The organism is Paenibacillus sp. BK720, assembly GCF_011761545.1.
GTDB lineage: Bacteria > Bacillota > Bacilli > Paenibacillales > Paenibacillaceae > Pristimantibacillus.
The window spans coordinates 520,979-538,441 of record NZ_JAASRQ010000005.1; the positions used below are offsets into that span (position 1 = coordinate 520,979).

Annotated in this window: 13 protein-coding genes; 8 read left to right on the top strand and 5 right to left on the bottom strand. The window is 48.8% G+C overall.

Translation table 11 applies throughout. The features are described from left to right. Nucleotides 1-35: 35 nt before the first annotated feature. Nucleotides 36-1,040 carry an aldose 1-epimerase gene (locus FHT67_RS21315; protein WP_167201246.1) on the bottom strand — a complete coding sequence of 335 codons (1,005 nt, stop codon included), beginning with the start codon at nt 1,038-1,040 and terminating at the stop codon, nt 36-38. A gap of 110 nt (nt 1,041-1,150) precedes the next feature. Then, nucleotides 1,151-1,513 carry a LytTR family DNA-binding domain-containing protein gene (locus FHT67_RS21320; protein WP_015846737.1) on the bottom strand — a complete coding sequence of 121 codons (363 nt, stop codon included), beginning with the start codon at nt 1,511-1,513 and terminating at the stop codon, nt 1,151-1,153. Between the two features lie 184 nt (nt 1,514-1,697). Here FHT67_RS21320 and FHT67_RS21325 point away from each other — a divergent pair, with 184 nt between their 5' ends. The 4 genes from FHT67_RS21325 (at nt 1,698) to FHT67_RS21340 (ending at nt 7,224) form a co-directional block, all read left to right on the top strand. Further along, on the top strand, nt 1,698-2,777 hold the full coding sequence (locus FHT67_RS21325; protein WP_167201247.1) for a lactonase family protein: 1,080 nt from the start codon (nt 1,698-1,700) through the stop codon (nt 2,775-2,777). Between the two features lie 28 nt (nt 2,778-2,805). Next, nucleotides 2,806-4,026: an MFS transporter gene (locus tag FHT67_RS21330; protein WP_132310563.1), complete on the top strand. Its 1,221-nt coding sequence runs from the start codon at nt 2,806-2,808 to the stop codon at nt 4,024-4,026. 177 nt (nt 4,027-4,203) lie between these two features. Next, nucleotides 4,204-5,823, top strand: coding sequence for a cellulase family glycosylhydrolase (locus FHT67_RS21335; RefSeq protein ID WP_167201248.1), 1,620 nt, complete (start codon nt 4,204-4,206; stop codon nt 5,821-5,823). Nucleotides 5,824-6,012: 189 nt separating this feature from the next. Beyond that, nucleotides 6,013-7,224: an S-layer homology domain-containing protein gene (locus FHT67_RS21340; RefSeq protein WP_167201249.1), complete on the top strand. Its 1,212-nt coding sequence runs from the start codon at nt 6,013-6,015 to the stop codon at nt 7,222-7,224. Nucleotides 7,225-7,648: 424 nt separating this feature from the next. On the opposite strand, the gene FHT67_RS21345 is transcribed toward FHT67_RS21340, so the two are convergent. After that, on the bottom strand, nt 7,649-7,897 hold the full coding sequence (locus FHT67_RS21345) for a hypothetical protein (protein ID WP_208403409.1): 249 nt from the start codon (nt 7,895-7,897) through the stop codon (nt 7,649-7,651). Between the two features lie 160 nt (nt 7,898-8,057). Between FHT67_RS21345 and FHT67_RS21350 the strand changes: the two genes are divergently transcribed. Further along, complete coding sequence (locus tag FHT67_RS21350) at nt 8,058-13,763, top strand: hypothetical protein (protein ID WP_167201251.1); 5,706 nt, start codon at nt 8,058-8,060, stop codon at nt 13,761-13,763. A 38-nt stretch (nt 13,764-13,801) separates the two neighbouring features. Here the strand turns inward: FHT67_RS21350 and FHT67_RS21355 are convergent, their stop codons facing one another. Together FHT67_RS21355 and FHT67_RS21360 are read right to left on the bottom strand one after the other, a co-directional pair. Continuing rightward, on the bottom strand, nt 13,802-14,965 hold the full coding sequence (locus FHT67_RS21355) for an ROK family transcriptional regulator (protein ID WP_167201252.1): 1,164 nt from the start codon (nt 14,963-14,965) through the stop codon (nt 13,802-13,804). A gap of 252 nt (nt 14,966-15,217) precedes the next feature. Beyond that, nucleotides 15,218-15,535, bottom strand: a complete 318-nt coding sequence (locus tag FHT67_RS21360) for a helix-turn-helix transcriptional regulator (protein WP_167201327.1) — start codon at nt 15,533-15,535, stop codon at nt 15,218-15,220. Between the two features lie 389 nt (nt 15,536-15,924). On the opposite strand from FHT67_RS21360, the gene FHT67_RS21365 reads away from it, so the two are divergent. The 3 genes from FHT67_RS21365 to FHT67_RS21375 all read left to right on the top strand — a co-directional run bounded on the left by FHT67_RS21365 (nt 15,925) and on the right by FHT67_RS21375 (nt 17,460). Then, nucleotides 15,925-16,548: an ECF-type sigma factor gene (locus FHT67_RS21365; RefSeq protein WP_167201253.1), complete on the top strand. Its 624-nt coding sequence runs from the start codon at nt 15,925-15,927 to the stop codon at nt 16,546-16,548. A 316-nt stretch (nt 16,549-16,864) separates the two neighbouring features. Further along, complete coding sequence (locus FHT67_RS21370) at nt 16,865-17,290, top strand: phage tail terminator family protein (RefSeq protein ID WP_167201254.1); 426 nt, start codon at nt 16,865-16,867, stop codon at nt 17,288-17,290. Further along, nucleotides 17,287-17,460: a hypothetical protein gene (locus FHT67_RS21375; protein WP_167201255.1), complete on the top strand. Its 174-nt coding sequence runs from the start codon at nt 17,287-17,289 to the stop codon at nt 17,458-17,460. The genes FHT67_RS21370 and FHT67_RS21375 overlap by 4 nt, the downstream gene beginning before the upstream one ends. Nucleotides 17,461-17,463 lie beyond the last annotated feature (3 nt).

Below are 17,463 nucleotides of genomic sequence, written 5' to 3' on the forward strand. Positions count from 1 at the left end.
TGGAACAGCCCTTATTTTCCAGCTGGATATCTAATTTATTGTGCAGATCGCAAGTAGAAACGGCTGGAGTTTTCCCAAATGCCGCCCGGCTCCAGGCTGACGAGACCAATTTCATCGGCTGGCAGGTCAACGTTTGGCGCATTAACCACGTTAAGCTGCGGCTCAGGGCAGAAGAAGCCTTTGGTAGCGTTATTGTTCCATACCATCCATTGCTTGAAGGCCGTACCCGCGTCATAGACGAGAGCAACCTGCTCGCGCGAATCCGTCAGCACCATTTGGTTGCGGCCGTTGCGCGGCTCTGCCGTATAGTGGTTGTCCATAGCTTCCCAATAAGTAGGAACGCCGGTTGTTTGAATAGCCTGCTCGCCTTCGGAAAGCGGGAGGAACCGTCCGGTCGGCAGCATGCGCTCGCTCATTTCCCAGCGCTTGCCGATCGTCATCGTGAAGGAGCAGTCCTCCGGCGCGCTGTTTGGCGCGAACGGCGCATTAACCGCGGTATGGAAGGCAACCATGCAAGGCATGGCGTCTTGTCCTTCATTATGTACGGAAATATGCTGAAGAAGTCCGGTTTCGTTCAAGGCATAACGCAGACGAAGGGTAAACACATGCGGCAGGAATTCGAAGATCGGATGCTTCTCGTCTACGGACAGCTTCAGGGATACGTAGCTTTCCGTTTGGTTTACGCCGTAGTCTTCAACCGTCCACACCGCCGTATGGGCAAAGCCGTGCAGATGATTGCCTGTCTTAGGCTCGTTGATCGGGAAGGTATACGTGTTGCCGTTAAATTGGAAGCGGCCGTCTTCATAACGGTTCGGCGGGAACAATACCGGAATGCCGTGAACGCCGGGGTTTGCTTTAAACGCTTCCATTTCTTGTTCGGCTGGCTCGCGTAGAATATGATAGCCTTTGCTTGTGTCGCGGAACGCGATCAGGTTCGCGCCAACGCCAGGAAGCACGGCAGCTTCATAAGAACCCCATTGCAGCCATACCGCAGGCTCGCCTTTATATTGTTCCTCAAATGCTTTTCCTTGCGTGCTCATTGATAATGCCTCCTTATAATCAACCTTCCATTAGAATAACAGGATGAACTTGAACAGACAACCGCCGCATTCCAGTCCTGGAATGCGGCGGTTGTCCGTACAGGCAAAGCTTATGGTGTTATGCGCAGCTCGTTGTTGATCGTGCGTTGAGTGAAAAGCTGCTGCAGCACGTATTGTTTGCGCCTAGGTACCGGTACTTGCTTCGTCTCGTGGTATTCCGAGCCAAAGTATACGACGCCGCCGGCAATGGACTTGATCTTGCCGATATTAATGTAGCAATTCGTATTCACCGGATAGAAGCTGCTATTTGCGGTGAGCTGCTGGATCTGTTCGGCAGTCATTCTCTTCTTTATGTTGTAGTTTCTGCCGTGGAAGCTGACTAGACCAAGAGTACCAAGCTTGAAGTAAAGCACATCCGATTCCAGTTCGAAATCCTCGTAGACATTTCGGCCGCTCAGCGTAGTATTCATCATTCCGATTCCCCCTTAGAAATGTGAACTACTGATTTGATAGCGCTTACATTATATCACGCCTATGGATGGTTGAAAAGACATTTTTTTATAAGCGTCAGAATGTTTCGTTAGAAGCATTGTGAAGACGGTTGGCATGTGCTATGTTCACTTTACTGTACTCTACCTAAGAAAGGTTGTTGGGCAAATGAGCAAAAACCAGGCTTTTGCGGGCATTTTATACGTTGGCTCCTATGGAGCCGCAGCGGAACCGACGATTCGCGTATGCGCTTATGACGGCGCCGCGGGCAGGATTTCGGTCAAGCAAGAAGTGACGGAGGTTCAAAATGCATCTTATCTGGCCGTTGATTCGGCTGGCCGCCGGCTGTACGCGGTAAGCGAAACGGGGCAGACCGGCGAGGAAGCGGGAGGCTCGGTTGTATCCTTTGCGATTGATGAAGAAAGCGGAGAACTCACGGAGCTGAACCGACAGCTGACGCATGGCGCGGATCCTTGCTACATAACGGTTGATTCCGCGAATAACGCGGTTCTGGTTGCGAACTATACCGGAGGCAACGCAGCGCTGCTTCCTATTCATGAAGACGGCACGCTTGCGCCGGCATCCTCCATTGTCCGGGAGGAAGCACCGCTTGGCTCGAATACCGCGCGTCAGGAAGCTACTCATGCGCATGCCATTGTAGTAAACGGCAATTACGTTTATCTGAATGATCTTGGCACGGACCTGATCCATACCTTCCGGATTGAAGAAGGGAACAAGCTTGCGAAGCAGAGCTCCTGCAAGCTTCATTCGGGCGCCGGCCCGCGCCATATTGTTTTCCATCAAAGCTTGTCCACGGCTTATGTCATGAACGAATTGGATTCCACGGTCACCTTGCTCAATGTATCGGCGAGCGGTGAACTGACGCCCGTTCAGACCGTATCCGCTTTGCCGGAAGGCTTCTCCGGCTATAACGACGCAGCGGATATTCATCTGTCGCCCTGCGGCCGTTATTTGTACAGCTCGAACCGCGGTCATAACAGCATTGCCGTATTTGCCGTTGATCAGGCAGACGGAAGGCTGACGCTTCTGCAGAATGCTTCCTGCGAAGGGGATGCCCCGCGCAACTTCCTCGTGCTGCCGGATGGCAGCCAGCTTCTTGTCGCCAATCAGAAAACAGGCAATATCGTGTTGTTCTCCGTTGATGAAGAGACTGGTCATATTCAATCAGAAGGTACGATACTTGAAGTGCCAAGTCCGGTATGCATTCGTTTGGGTGCTGCCCGGTAAGCCTGGAATATAGAAAGAAGGAATCGGCATGTCCGTTAGTAATTCGGCGAAAATATCCCCGGCGGTCAAGCTGGGGACGGTATACTCTATTCTTTTTGCTATCAGCTCTGTCCATTTGCTTAATGATGCAATGCAATCGGTCGTTTCGGCTTTATTCCCGATTTTCGAGGATTCGCTTGGTTTGAAATTCGGCCAGATCGGCTGGATTGCTTTTACGCTTAATATGACGTCGTCGGTCCTTCAGCCTGCCGTAGGTTTATTGTCGGACAAAAAGCCCGCGCCTTGGATGCTTCCGGTGGGGATGGCGTGCAGTCTGGTCGGGATGGTCGGACTCGCTTACGCGCCAAGCTTCTGGATGCTGCTGCTTGCCGTCGTATTTGTGGGCTTTGGTTCGGCCGTCTTCCATCCGGAAGGCTCGCGCGTCGTATTCTTTGCGGCTGGCGAACGCCGCGGTCTTGCGCAATCGATCTATCAGGTGGGAGGCAATTTCGGCCAGGCGCTTGCTCCGCTGATGACGATTTATATTTTTGTCCCGCTTGGCCAACGCGGTGCGGTGCTTGGGACTTTCCTTGCGATTGCCGCCATTCTGGTGCTTCTACGGGTTGTCCCGTGGTACGGAGCGCAGCTGGCTGAGAAGGGAACGCCGGTTAAGAAAAAAGCAGCCGGTGCCGCTGCGGCAGTATCCCCATACAATAAAAAAGTTATCGCGTTTGCTTTAACGTTACTGCTTATTCTTGTTTTTGCGCGCTCGTGGTATGCGGCGGGAATCGGAAGCTTTTATAACTTCTACATGCAGGACAAATACGGATTGTCTATAAAAGCAGCCCAAGTGCCGCTCTTTATCTTTATGGCGGCAGGCGTGCTTGGGACGTTCTTCGGTGGTATACTCTCGGACCGGTTTGGAAGGAAGCGCATGATGCTGTTCTCGATTGCCGGTTCCGCGCCGTTTGCCCTGCTGCTGCCGCATGTATCGCTTGGCTGGGTGTACCCGGTTATTTTCGTGCTCGGGTTTATCCTGCAGTCCGGCTTCTCGGTCAGCGTCGTTTATGCGCAGGAGCTGCTGCCCGGCAAAGTAGGCATGGCGTCGGGCCTCATTACGGGTCTTGCCTTTGGCATGGGCGGGCTTGGCTCGATTGTGCTTGGTACGGCAGCCGACCATTATGGCATTTTGGATACGATGGTGGCCAGCAGCTTCTTGCCTTTGATCGGATTGTTATCGATTTTGCTCCCGAAGGACCGCAGAGAATAAAAGATGACAATAAAATGGCTTCCACTCAAAAATCAGGGTATTGCTTAAGATGCTTACCCGTTGATAAAGTTGCCTTAACGGCGCTTGCAACCGCTCTTAACCGGCGTGTGCAGGCGCTTTTTCTGTTCTTACGCTTGTCTTCGGGAGGCATAACTTATCTTATTGGGGGAATCTGAGATGGCTGGGCGGTTGGGAGACGTAAACGGATTTGTAAAACGCGCAGGTCAGAAAATCGTAAACGGTGCTGGCGAGGAGATATTGCTGCGCGGTGTCGGATTCGGGAGCTGGCTGCTTCCTGAAGGATATATGTGGAGGTTCCCGGAAGCCGGCGACCGGCCAAGACGGATTGAGAAAATGGTACGCGAGCTGATCGGCGAGGACAAGGCGGCATCCTTTTGGGAGATCTACTATAATACGTACATTGCCGAGGCGGATATCCGGCGTATTGCGGAGGAGGGCTTCAACTCGGTGCGTTTTCCGATCAACTGGCGATTCCTGATGGCGGAGGGCACGGACCACTATAATGAGAAGCATATGGCTCTGCTGGATCGGGCGATTGGCTGGTGCCGGGAGCATAAGCTGTACGTTGTTCTTGATTTGCATGGTGCTCCAGGCGGCCAGACCGGTGCCAACATCGACGATTCCGAGAACGATCAACCCGAGCTGTTCTTAAACGACGATTACAGGAAATTAACCATCGATATATGGCGCATGCTGGCGGAGCGTTACAAGGATGAGTGGATCGTAGCGGGATACGATCTTCTAAACGAGCCTCTGCCGGACTGGAATGCGCAATACAACGACAGACTGATGCCGTTATATAAGGAGATGGTGGCGGCGATCCGGGAGGTCGATGACCGTCACATGATTATTATAGAAGGCGCGCATTGGGCGACGGACTGGTCGGTTTTTAATGAGGTAATCGACGAGAACCTGATGCTCCAGTTCCATAAGTATTGGAACAGCCCGGATACGGCAAGCATTCAGAAATTCCTGGATAAGCGCGAGGAGCTGAACCTGCCGATCTATATGGGTGAAGGCGGAGAAAACAATATCGAATGGTATACGGGCGCGTTCCGTCTGTATGAGGATCATCATATCTCCTGGAACTTCTGGACTTGGAAAAAGCTCAGCACCACCAATTCGCCATGCTCGATTATAATGCCTGAAGGCTGGGACAAGCTTGTTGCTTATTTGGACGGCGGGGATAAGCCCAGCGCGGAAGCGGCGGAGCAGATCTTGTGGGCGTATCTGGAAAATCTCGCGCTTGACCGCTGCGTCTACCACCCGGAGGTTGTACGTTCGTTATTGTTCCGGACGCCAATCCGGATTCCGGCTATTTTTTACGGCTATTATGGGGAAGGCACAAGCTATGGAGTAGGCGAGCGGACTATACGGCAGCTAGGCTTCCGTGACGAGGATGGAACAGATATCCGCTTTACGGACAGCGAGCGGGAGACGGCGCATTTTCAGCATGGCGGCGGACAGTCATGGGAACCGCAGGATTGGCTTCATGTTCGGTTGGCTCCAGGCGATTGGCTGGTGTACGAGCTGTATCTGCCTGAAGGAACGGAGTTGGAGCATGTCGTAACGGTACGAGCAAAGGCTATTGAAGGCGAAGCGGTTGCTGTCATTCGAGTGAATAACCATCTCGCGGGCATCTGCGCGTTCACAGGCACGGAATGGCAGGAGACGGCCGCAGTCGAACGCGTCACGCTGGCATCCGGCCGCTGCCGCGTAACGATCAAAGCCGAGGGCGGACCGCTTGCGGTCGAGTGGGTCAGGCTGGAACGATAATTAACGGAAACATTTGACAAAAAATGATAGATTACGCTATTATAGAAATAATTTTTGAGCGAAGCACGCCAAAAGCCTTACGGGTTTTTTGTGTGCTTTTTTTCTATCCAAAATTTCGAATACGGGGGAAGCAGGCAAGAAACAGAGGGCGTATTAGTCGCTTAAAAATCATAGGGGAGATGATAGTTAGTGAGAAAAACATGGGTTTCTATTGTACTAGCCGGAGTTGTTGCGGCAGGGAGTCTGGTTGGATTAGGCGTGATGAGCAACGGGAAGAGCGCGGAAGCGGCTTCCAAGCCCTCGTTTACCGATATCGACGGGCATTGGGCGGAATCGTCCATAGAAACCGCGGTGCAAGCCGGGGTACTTAATGGTTATCCGGATGGATCCTTTAAGCCGAATAATACCATTACCCGGGCGGAGCTGCTCAAGGTTATGGCCATGACCTTTAAAATCGAAGTGGCTGCTGTCGGCTCCAATTGGTATGCGCCTTATCAGACCGCGTTGTCCAAGGCGGGCATTTATTTGGATGGTGATTATCCGGGCAACCTGAACAATCCTACCACTCGCAACGAAATGGCAAAGCTAGCGGTAAGGGGCGAGTACACGGAATACCGCGGGAAAAAGTTAAGCGCGGCGGAATTGATGTTCCGCGCGGTGAACAAAGGCATTTTGTCCCGTTCCGGGACAAAAGCGGAGACGATTAACACCGAAGGCACAACAACCCGCGCGGAGGCTGCGGTGCTGGTAACAAGACTGTTGAAGCTGGCTAACGGCGGTAAGCTGACGGTAGACCAAGGGGCGTCCAGCGCAGCGGAAATCGCTTGGCATCGGCACAATATGATTACGATGTTTAATCAGAATGATTTGGTGAAGCTGCCTTATTCGGTGGATATTAGCAAGAAGTATAACGTGACGATTGATAAGTTGATTATTCTGGATCCTGCGGATACGAAGGGGTATTATGCGGAGTATTTGAAGGGGGCAAGTTATTATTCGGCTGATACTAGTTTAAAACCTAGAGATAATTATGTATTTGCATTTAAATTAATTGGAAAAAATCTAGTTTCAGATGGATCTTCCCAGTATGTAAACGACAGTTTCATGATGTATACAGATGATAATACAGGCTCATCTATTAGACTGGAGGATCGTTACATTTATCATGATGGAACTCTAGTTGAACGGAATGGATTATTCATAAATGATAAAGAATTTGTATTCAGAAAACCTGACACTCAGGCGCATAATTATAATTTTGCCTTAGTTCCTAAAACTTATATTAAAAATCAGATTAAGCAGTACGGGGCTTTTCCTGTTCATCTAGAAAAATTTAATGTTGCATCTGGAAAAGAGTCTCAAATTTACTTGACGGATGTGAAGGATGCTTGGGGACATTAAGAAGATATCTGCCTATTTTTTTATTAGTATCTGTAATTATAAATTTATTATCCTTTCAGACGATTGCTAATGCAGTGCCGTCAAATACAATTTCTAAAACGCAATCCATTAATTTCTTGGCTAGTCAACGATTTAATCAGAATGGAACCCTTTCTGGAATATTGGTGGATTTAAATATTCCGGTTGGATATAAGCCTAAATTGTATCAGCTGTGGATGAAGGTTGCTGATAGTGAGGGCAACCTATCTTTAACGCAACGTTCAAGTAAATTTAATCTGGTAGGCTCGAAATTAGCTATCGATAATGTAAGTGGCACTAAAATTATACTTACTAAGAATAATTCACCTTCCGATATGTACGCTGTAGTAAATCGGAGGTCGAACGGTAAACAATGGATTTTAGAGGGTAATGGGGCAGGTCCATACTATGTTACTCCAAAATCTAATGATTCTTGTTGGGAAGGCAGTTTAAGTGTTTGTACAGGTTTATTGCCAGGTATAGATGATACTGGTAAGCCAATAAGTGATAAATTGCGGGCAGAAGATGGTTCTATCAAATCAATTAGTGACGGTTTCTCAACACCTTCTGATTTTCCATATTTGGGGGCTGGAAAGTCAGAAACTGTATATGCTACTGCCTTGATATCATCTTCAGTTAAGATAACTAAAGCCACGCCGATACCGGGAGCACAGCATCGGGTACTCACGCTAGGTAATTCTGACGCAATAAATGGTAAGGGACTTACAGTAGCAATAAAACCTGATAAATCATCTTTTTTAATAGATGCTGACTGTACTGGGTGTTCTGGAAATGCAATAGCCCGAAAATATAGTATGAAAACTAATTTAAATTGGACGGCAAATACATTTTTTTACGAAGGCGAAGTCCGAGTCACCTACGAACCAATCGCTGAACCAACCTCACCAACAGTCTCCTGCGATTGCTCAGCAGAACCGGACACGATTACCTTCGCTGACAAAGATATCCCAGTCACAGCTACGATGACGGCCTCTCTTTCTGGAAAGGGCACCAAAACCGTCAAGAACTGGACGGTATACGGCCGAGCCGATGACGGCAGCCAGTACACAACCTCAACGGTTGGGTATGGCTTGGACAAGATTGAGCAGAAATTCAGCTTTACCTTATCCAAGGACAAGCTAAATGGGGTTGATAGTTATACAGAAACATGGGTCATGCGAGCCCGTGTAAACTTCAACGACGGGACAAAAGCCGAGCAGCCGATAGCGTGTACAACAACCGTTGCGAAGCCGGGTGCCGCCACGCCGGATCCGGGAGGGACGCCAACCCCGCCGCCGGCTCCGCCGGTCACTGCGGATATTGAGTTTAGGCCTAATACCATTATTACAGGGGATCAATCAACGTTGGATAACAACTCCGATGGTTATACGTCCATGAGCTGGACGTTTTCAACCAACCTGCAAGAGGTTTTACCGGATACCAGCCAGTATCGCTACCCCAATGTCAAATTTGATAAGCCGGGATTCTATCAGGCGAAAATAATGGTTACCAACGGCATCGAGACGAAATGGGACACCGCCTCTTTGCAGGTGCTTGATCCAAAGCCGGTAGCAGTCGTAACAGGACCAACGAAGGTGATTCAAGGGAGAGATTTCTCAAACATCTTCCATCTGTATAATTCGTATACACCGCTTGCGGAGCGTGGGGTAACCCTTGATTTTACGAAGAATCAGACGCGTTACAAAAAGGCCGGAGATTCCGTATATACGAATGGTTGGCCATCCAAGGGTCCAACAACGCTTGGCGATTATGCCGTAGAAGGCAAGGTTTTTGACTCGCAAGGACGCGAGAGTGACTGGGGCACTCATATCTTTGAAGTAGTTCCCGATCAGCCGCCAATTGTAAGCATCATGACTCCGGAACAGACCTATCGTTTTAATGAATCGATGATCTATATCGATGCTGAAAGCGTAGACGGCGATTCGCTGGCAAGCATGAAAATCGAAGAGCGTTACGATCATGATAATGACGGCAACTATGAAGAAGAGCTTTGGACAAGCGTTTATACAGGACCCTTCAAAGATACGTACCCCGTCACTTATACGAGCGTAGGGAAGAGGCAATACCGTGCAAGCGTCACGGAGGATTACGGGTTGTCGGCTATATCCGAGATTGCCGCAACCAATGTTCTGAACTATGCTCCCTTTGTGGATTTTGACGTATTCGGCCTGACGCAGCAGCCTGATCAGGGAGATGACAGCGCACCTGAAGATTTGGCTTATACAGGCGAATCGATCATGCGTTCATGGAAGTTAATCCAGCCCTACACAACAAACGCTAACAAGCCGATCGGTTGGAAAACAAACAGCGGTGCATTGCAAACCAAGAATGCCAAGATGGCCGACTTCTTCATTAAGTATCCCAATATGGGATTAGGCGCAAATAGTCGCTCAAAGTACGAATTAGCTGCCGATCTGACCAACCTGCCTGTTTGGGGACTGCCAGCAGGCGCTGCTGCCGTACCGTACATTTATGCGGGTCATCGCCTCTACTCGCGTGAAGGTGGGGAAATGGTAGAACGCAATGCGAAAAATGGCACGGAAATCAGCAGATTTTCGTTGTCCGAAGCGAGCGGTATGACCTATTTGGGAGCGGATAAGAACGAGAACTTTTATTATGGGGCATGGGTGGGTGAATCATCGAAAGCAACTGCCTATGAGATCAGGAAAATTAACAATCGCGGTCAACTCTCAGCCAGTTATACAGTCCCAATATCAACAGGCATTTCTTACGTGATGTATTTCGAGGTTTCGGATGACGGGCAATACCTCTATATGGCTTATCGGAATAGAGTGGGCGCCGAACAAAATTACTGGAATGTACATGCCGTCAAATATTCCGTTCAGGATAAGTCCGTGAAATGGGATGTAAAAACCGGTGATCTCCGATATAACCCAACGATCCTTCAGAACTATAAAGGCGTTGTGGATTCTGACGGGGACTTATATCTGACTTGGGGGACCTATACCAGTTATGATGGCTTTGAAACCTACGCCATGGCGGTAAATGGCGATACAGGGGTTATGGGTTACGAGGCCATGACAACCGGTCAATCTGATCCATCTTACATGGTTGCGAGTCCGCTCAATAAATCAAACAACACAAAGAATTTGTATTTTACCGTCTCCGGATACTACTCAAACATGTTTAATAGCGATACAGGCATGAGTACGGACATTTACGGATTCTACTGGAATAGAACAACGGGTCAATTAAGCATGCTGGGTTATCCCGGTGTTTCCGGCCCTAATCGATTTGGGATGGAAAGCTGGTATTGCGACGATTATCCGTATTGCGATAAGTTTACCGCCGAAAAATCTTGGGGTGGGACAACGCCCGTTATTTATCCGGACGGAACGATTTATTCGACTACCGTTTATAATTACGGCGACTATAAGTTCGACAGCAATCTTTATCCAATTGTTTTTTACGATGGTAAGAAATATACGTATCAAAATAACAGAGGGAATAAGATTGCTAATGGAAAAGCCTTTTTAATGCCAAGCGGACTGTTGGCCTATCCGATAAACGGAGCATACGCAAACTACTCCGAGGCCACTTATAAGCCATACGCCGGAATAGTAGCTGCGGGCAGGGCGCCGGTGGACTTCTATAATAATTACTATGGGAACAAAACATATTCCAGCGAGATTTTAGATAAGGGCTATTCATTCCCAAGCGGTGCTTTGAAAGATCCGACACTAAACACATCCATACTTCCAGACGGATCATTTTATGGATTTTCGGCTACTTTAGGAGGTTCTACCATTCAATACGTATTCCCCTTTGTTCCCGCGAACGGCAGCGGCGATTATCCGAGGGCAATGGATGAGAATACCGTCGAAGTCGTGGATGCAACATGGGCGGGGTTATGGTACGATCCAGCGACTAAGCTGAAGAACGACCGGCTTTCCTTTAACATCGCTGTCAACGATGCGGCTAACGATAAGCCAATTGGAGCAGCCGTTCAGGTACAGGACGGTAAGAATATGTACGCAGCCGAGTGGACGAAAGACAAGCTTACTTTATTTAAAGTCGCAGCGGGTACGAAAACAGCTTTGCAATCGGTAGATTATTCACGATCACCGTTCGTAACGTATCCCTTTGAGCTTGAAGCGAGTAACGGCACTTTGCGCGTCTTCATCAACCATGCCAAATTGATTGAAATTTCAGACGATACTTATAAGCAAGGCTCTGTGGGGATTATGTCGCTTGGCCAGCAGCAAGCAAAGTTTAGCGAGGTGAAGGTCAAGAACTACGGGGATTACTACGTAGAAGAAACCCGCCAGTCCGTTCTGGTCGGAGAAGAGATCAAGTACGACACGATTTTTGATGATATCGAAAAAGACCCGGAATCGGCTGAAGAGTGGAGCTACCGGCATGATCCGTATTATTTTGCCAACCCGCTTGGGCTCAGTGCATTTGACGGTAAAACCTTCGAGGTCAAACTTCCTGTACTGGACAAGCCCGGTCTCTACAACATCACGTTGAAGGCGAAGGATAGCCCCGGCATGGATGAATATGAGGGTTGGTCGGAACCGGTAACCAAGGAGCTGTATGTGCACCGCCGTCCCATTGCGCGGCCGGATGTCCGGTTCACGGGTATTGTATATCCGGAAGGGGAGACGCTCGACTATTCGACGTATGATACCTCATATGATCCGGATATCCCGGACTACCTTTCGGACCGGAAGTTTCGGAACAGATGGGCCGACGAAACGGCGTGGACTGCAGGAAAGAGGGAGCTGTATACCCGCCCTGGCGTGGAGCTTATTATTCAAGAGCAAGTGCAGGACGGCTTTGGCGTATGGTCCTATTGGGTGGAGACACGCGTCTACAAGGAAGCGCTCCCGGCTGCGAATCAGCATAGGCCGCAGATGATGATGACCTATCCTGGCGGAACCTTGGCTAGCCCAACGCTGCTTGGAGGCGAGCCAATGCTGCGTTGGACGTACAGCGATGCCGATGGCGATCCGCAAGAGCAATTTTATCTAAAGGTCTCTTACGTTGATAACGGAGCAACCATTATGGAAGGGACATACCCAGGCAACGATACCTCTTTCATACTTGATGAGGGAATCAAACAGGGGCGCAAAGTAAAGGTACAGGGCCAGGTCTATTCCAAAGGGTACTGGTCGGATGACAGCAATATCGTCTATTTTATTCTGAATACGCCGCCAGTGACGCATCTGCTGTCTTTTAACGGAGCTAAAGCGTCTGAACCTGTCTATACGAACAATAATCGGCCGCTGCTCAAAGTATCCGTTGCCGACGTTGACGGTCAGCCGGTGTCCAGGGTGGATTACGAAGTCTTTGAAAATGCGAGTTCTGAGCTTGCGGCAGACACTAATAGCGCAATCAGCGCAACGTCTTACGCGCCTCCCGCCTTGCGGGAAGGACTTCATAACTGGAGGGCAAGAGCAAGCGACAGCTTTGCCTGGGGCGGATATTCGGAGAACGGCTATTTCTTTGTAGATACCGTTCCGCCGGACGATACGAACGAGCAGCTCGAGATCAAGCCTACCTCGGTCAAAGTCATGTTTAATCCGTTTAGCGATGCGGCACCGTCATCGGGCCATGCGTCGAGAGCCTTTTACATGCAAAAGGTGAATGATGACGGTTCAACGACCAACATCGATCTGAACAACAACGGAACCGCGGAATACAGCATTCCGCTCCCGAATGGGGCAACCAGTTATACGGTAGGCGGTCTGCTGACCGGAGCGAAGTACCGTCTGATGGTGGCGGACTGGGATGTAGCGGGCAATATGGGTCAATATCAATATATTTATTTCACAACAAACCGCCCGCCAACCGCGGATTTCGACTGGTCGCCGAAGCCGGTGTATGAAGGGGATACGGTAATATTCACTACAGCTGCATCCGACCCGGATAGCAATGAGCTGGCTGTAACGTATAAGTTAACCAGTCCCGCCGGCGTAATCAGAACCTTTAGCTATAGCCTCCAAACACCTTACCCTTCCACGGGACCAAGCTTGCGAATGACGGAGACGGGAGACTGGACGATGCTTCTCACGGTCAGCGACGGCATGGAAACGGTGCAAACCGAGAAAAAAGTAAAGGTGCTTGCGCTAGGGTTAACGGGTTACGTGAAGCATACGGAGCAGTGGGATGAGAAGCGCAAGGAATTCAACAAGAAGCAGAGCGGCAAAGAGGACTCGCCGCGGGGGTATAACGTATTCTGGGCCGGCGAGAAGTTCCTGCTGTCAGCTTCGACAACAAATACCGGAACGGCAACCAAAGCGGACCGGGTGGAGGTTTCGATGAAGAGCTATTCCGCGTCGCTAACGTCCATGAACAGCTCCCGAGCCGGCTGGCAAGGGGAACTATGGGAGAAGGCATTCAACGATTTGAAGAAAGGTCCGCTAAACTTCGAGTTCACGGCTTATTACAATAATGGCATTGTGAAGCGGGATACCGTGACGGTGCAGATTGAAGGCAATGTCTACGATATCGTTGGCGTGCATAGGTTGAAATAAAACAAAAAGGCTGCCCCATCTGAGGGCAGCCTTTGTCGTTATCCGCTCTTAATTTTTGTAAAAAATTTGCTGATTGCATAGTACGCCGCGCCTCGTACGGCCGATTGATCCTGCAGCTCGGCGAAAAGAATTCGGAGCCGCTCGCGGTGATAGGGCAAGGTGCGTCGGGTAACCGATGTCTGTACCGCTTCCTCAAGCCATCTTTGCGCCCGGCTCATGCGGTTGCCGATGATCACAACGTCGGGGTTGAACACATTTACAATGTTCGAAATACCCGCGCCCATGTACTCGCCAATCTTATAGAACAACGCACGAACCTCTTCATTGCCGGCTTCGGCTGCGTCAAGAAGATCCTCTAAGCTGTCGAAGCCAAGCGGAGCAGCCTGCTCAAGAAGTGCATTTTCGGAAGCATACAGCTCCCAGCAGCCTTCATTGCCGCATCGGCAAGGCTTGCCGCTATATTCAATGGACAGATGCCCAAGCTCGCCGGAGAATCCGGTTGCTCCTTTATATAATTCTTTATTAAGGATAATGCCCGTACCGATACCAATCCCGACACTGACATAGATCTGATGGGCGATTCCGCGGCCGATTCCGTATTTCTGTTCGCCTTGCGCGCCTGCGTTAGCTTCGTTGTCAATGGTAACCGGAAGCTGGAATCGTTCCTCCAGCATTTGCTGAAGCTCGACATGCTGCCATTCCAGGTTCGGGGCGAACAGGATGGAGCCCTGATCATCCACGATACCCGGCACGCCAATGCCGATTCCCACGATTCCATACGGACTAGCTGGCGCTCTGCCAATTAACTCCTCTATGCATTGAACCAGTTCCTTCAGAGTGAACTCGAGCTGATGCTTCTTGAGGCTTCTCTGAAGCTCGGCAACCACATTCCCCTCAAGGTCGGACAGCACTCCGCGAATGTAGTTAACGCCAAGATCGATCCCTACGGCATAACCGGCCTTGCCGTTAAACAGGAGCATAACCGGTTTGCGTCCGCCGCTTGATTCCCCCGGACCAATCTCCAATACGAGATCACTGTCAATCAAGTCTTGAACCAGATTGGAGACAGTTGCTTTGTTTAGCCCTGTTAGCTCGGAAATTTGCGCCCGCGAGAGGGGGGCATGCTTCAGCACGGCTTCCAGCACGATGGATGTGTTTATTTTTTTTATAAGGGTCAAATCGCCCGTTGTAGTTACTTTCAACTGCAATTGCCTCCGTCCATGTCGTCCATTAAGCCTATTGTAACAGAATTTCCCCGTGATTGGCTGTAGTAAACATATTAACACAAAAACTTAGTTTGTTTAATAGACAAACTAAGGATGGGAGAAATGAAGGTGTAGAAGTGGATATGCGATTCGTCCATTGTTGGACAAACAGTAATGAGGTTATTAAACGATGCAGGGGAGAAAAAGGGGAAAGCCTGTTTGAGGTAAATTTGAGTTCAAATCTACCTCTTATTTATGTTGACGCTTCGACAGGATAAAGCGTTTAAAAGCATTGATTTCATTTAATTCTTCCTCGGTCCAATCCTCGCCGTTTGTTTCTTCTTGATTAGGATGAAACGTAAGATCCATTCCATTTTCTTCGATGAGATTACTCTTCTTGAGTCCAAATCTGTTCGCGATCTTCTCGATTGCGCCCATGCGAGGCTCTTTCAGGCCTGTTTCCCAAGCGGAAACGGCTTTATTCGTAACACCTGCAATATCAGCGAGATCCTGCTGCGTTAGGTCGTATTTTTCACGTAGCTTTTTTAAATTTGCGCTGATACTCAACATAATCACTCCATACTTGTTATAAGGTAATTGTACAAAAAAGGCTGATCCAAATCAACTTAAGGGTAGAAAAAATCGTGTTTTTAACGTTGACAATCTACTTTAAGAAGAATATTATGGAAGCAACTTAGGCATACGAGAGGATGATGCAATTTGAAAAATGAATATCGCTGAAAGGAAGATATTTTTTTGATTAGTAATCTACTTTAAGTAGATAAATCCACTTATGGTGGATAGCTGTTGGCTTAACCGGCAAAGCAGGGACTGCCTTGGGGTAGGAGCCAAGACAGTCTTAAGGCAAATCTAATTATTGATAGTATAGCAAATATTGCGAGATATGAAAGGTTCTAATCAAATATATATTAAGCCCGGCAAAGGAGAAATTGAGGATGAGTGAAAAAACAACGGAAGAAAAACAAGTTATTCATCAATTAAATAGATATAAGCAAATTCAGGCTAGAATTCAGGTTCTCGATCATTACCCGATAGGAGCCGGTTTGACGATGAGACGGCTTAATCAGGACGATAAGCTGCAGGCTTTGCATCAAAGTTTGAGAGGGATGCCAAGTTATAAGTACTTAACGAAACACGAACAGAAATTGGAAAGAGCGGCAAACGCCTATTTGTCCAAACAACGGACTGGTCTCAAAAGTCAGCTTGCCGTGATTCCAAAGGAACCGGAAAACGAAGAGGACGAGATGCTTCTGGCTGAGCTGCGCGGGAAAATCAAGAAGGTGATTGCCGCACGGGGATACGATGATACGAAAAATGATTTTGACGCGGTTCTTGATCGTATAACCGAGCTGCAGTATTTGCAGGAGGAGCTTAGTCAGATTGACACCATCCTAATGGCGCTCGAGTGCTATAAACCGAATTTATCCAAGCTTCTTCGCTTGAGGTATGTTGAGGGAGAAACGGTAGAAGAAACGATCAGCCTTCTGGGGATTGTTGAACGAACGTATAAGCGTTGGAGAAAACAGGCGATTGAGCAGTATATTATTCTTTCCGCTTAAAGTTGTCCCTAAAGTTGTCCCCTTAAATGTACTGTTTTGGCAAGTCAACCCATGCTAATATGATAGTATCAAATGAAATGTTAACCAGTAGCCAGCCGCCTTCCTAGGGCGGCTTTCTACTTGGATGCCAGGCTGCGGACAATAGTTCCGCAGCCTTTTATCGTAGGCTAACATTATCGGATGATGAAGGGGGAGGAGATGCCATATGCGCTAACCAGCGGTTTGGGTGAAAAATGAAATGGGTTGATCGGCAAAGCTTTGCGAGAGCGCAGGGCTTTTTTTGTTGTCTATTCTTAAAAGGAATTGAGGTGATGCCGTGCAGATATCGATTAACGATGTAAGACATGCTGTGATTCAAGCCCTGATCAACGAATTTCCGCTAATACCGGTCTCGGGCGATGACATTAAGCAGGTGCTTGAGCCGCCGTGCTTTTACGTAAAATTGTTGGAGTCAACCCATCGGCTTGAGCCCGGCAATCGTTATCATCGGGATTTTCCGTTTCTCATTCTGTATTCCGGTACAGACGGAAACGAGGATCTGTACGATGTGGCGGAGCAGTTAACGTCGAGTTTGCAGGTAATTGCGGTAGAAAGTGGTCCATTCAATGGCGCGAACATGAGGCACCAAATTGTAGAAGGGGCACTTCATTTTAATGTCGATTACAGTTGTACGGTTAGTAAGGAAGCAACAAATATTCCACGGATGATGACATTGCAGCAAACAGGAGGTATAAAGGCATGAGCAAATCAGTGAAGCAAACCACTTATTCCAAGGCGCAAATCTTGAAGGCAAGTTGTTTTACGCCGCTGCAAAGGGATTTTCTTAAAGCCTTATTAGAAGAAGGCAAATTTTACACGGTCGACGATGCAGCAAAACAAATCGAGCAGTATCTAAAACAGGAGGCGAAGTAAAAG

Excerpts from the sequence above, each read along its gene's own strand:
- FHT67_RS21335 (WP_167201248.1), top strand. The coding sequence starts at position 4,204 with ATGGCTGGGCGGTTGGGAGACGTAAACGGATTTGTAAAACGCGCAGGT.
- FHT67_RS21330 (WP_132310563.1), top strand. The coding sequence starts at position 2,806 with ATGTCCGTTAGTAATTCGGCGAAAATATCCCCGGCGGTCAAGCTGGGG.
- FHT67_RS21365 (WP_167201253.1), top strand. The coding sequence starts at position 15,925 with ATGAGTGAAAAAACAACGGAAGAAAAACAAGTTATTCATCAATTAAAT.
- FHT67_RS21320 (WP_015846737.1), bottom strand. The coding sequence starts at position 1,513 with ATGATGAATACTACGCTGAGCGGCCGAAATGTCTACGAGGATTTCGAA.
- FHT67_RS21375 (WP_167201255.1), top strand. The coding sequence starts at position 17,287 with ATGAGCAAATCAGTGAAGCAAACCACTTATTCCAAGGCGCAAATCTTG.
- FHT67_RS21325 (WP_167201247.1), top strand. The coding sequence starts at position 1,698 with ATGAGCAAAAACCAGGCTTTTGCGGGCATTTTATACGTTGGCTCCTAT.
- FHT67_RS21315 (WP_167201246.1), bottom strand. The coding sequence starts at position 1,040 with ATGAGCACGCAAGGAAAAGCATTTGAGGAACAATATAAAGGCGAGCCT.
- FHT67_RS21350 (WP_167201251.1), top strand. The coding sequence starts at position 8,058 with ATGAAAACTAATTTAAATTGGACGGCAAATACATTTTTTTACGAAGGC.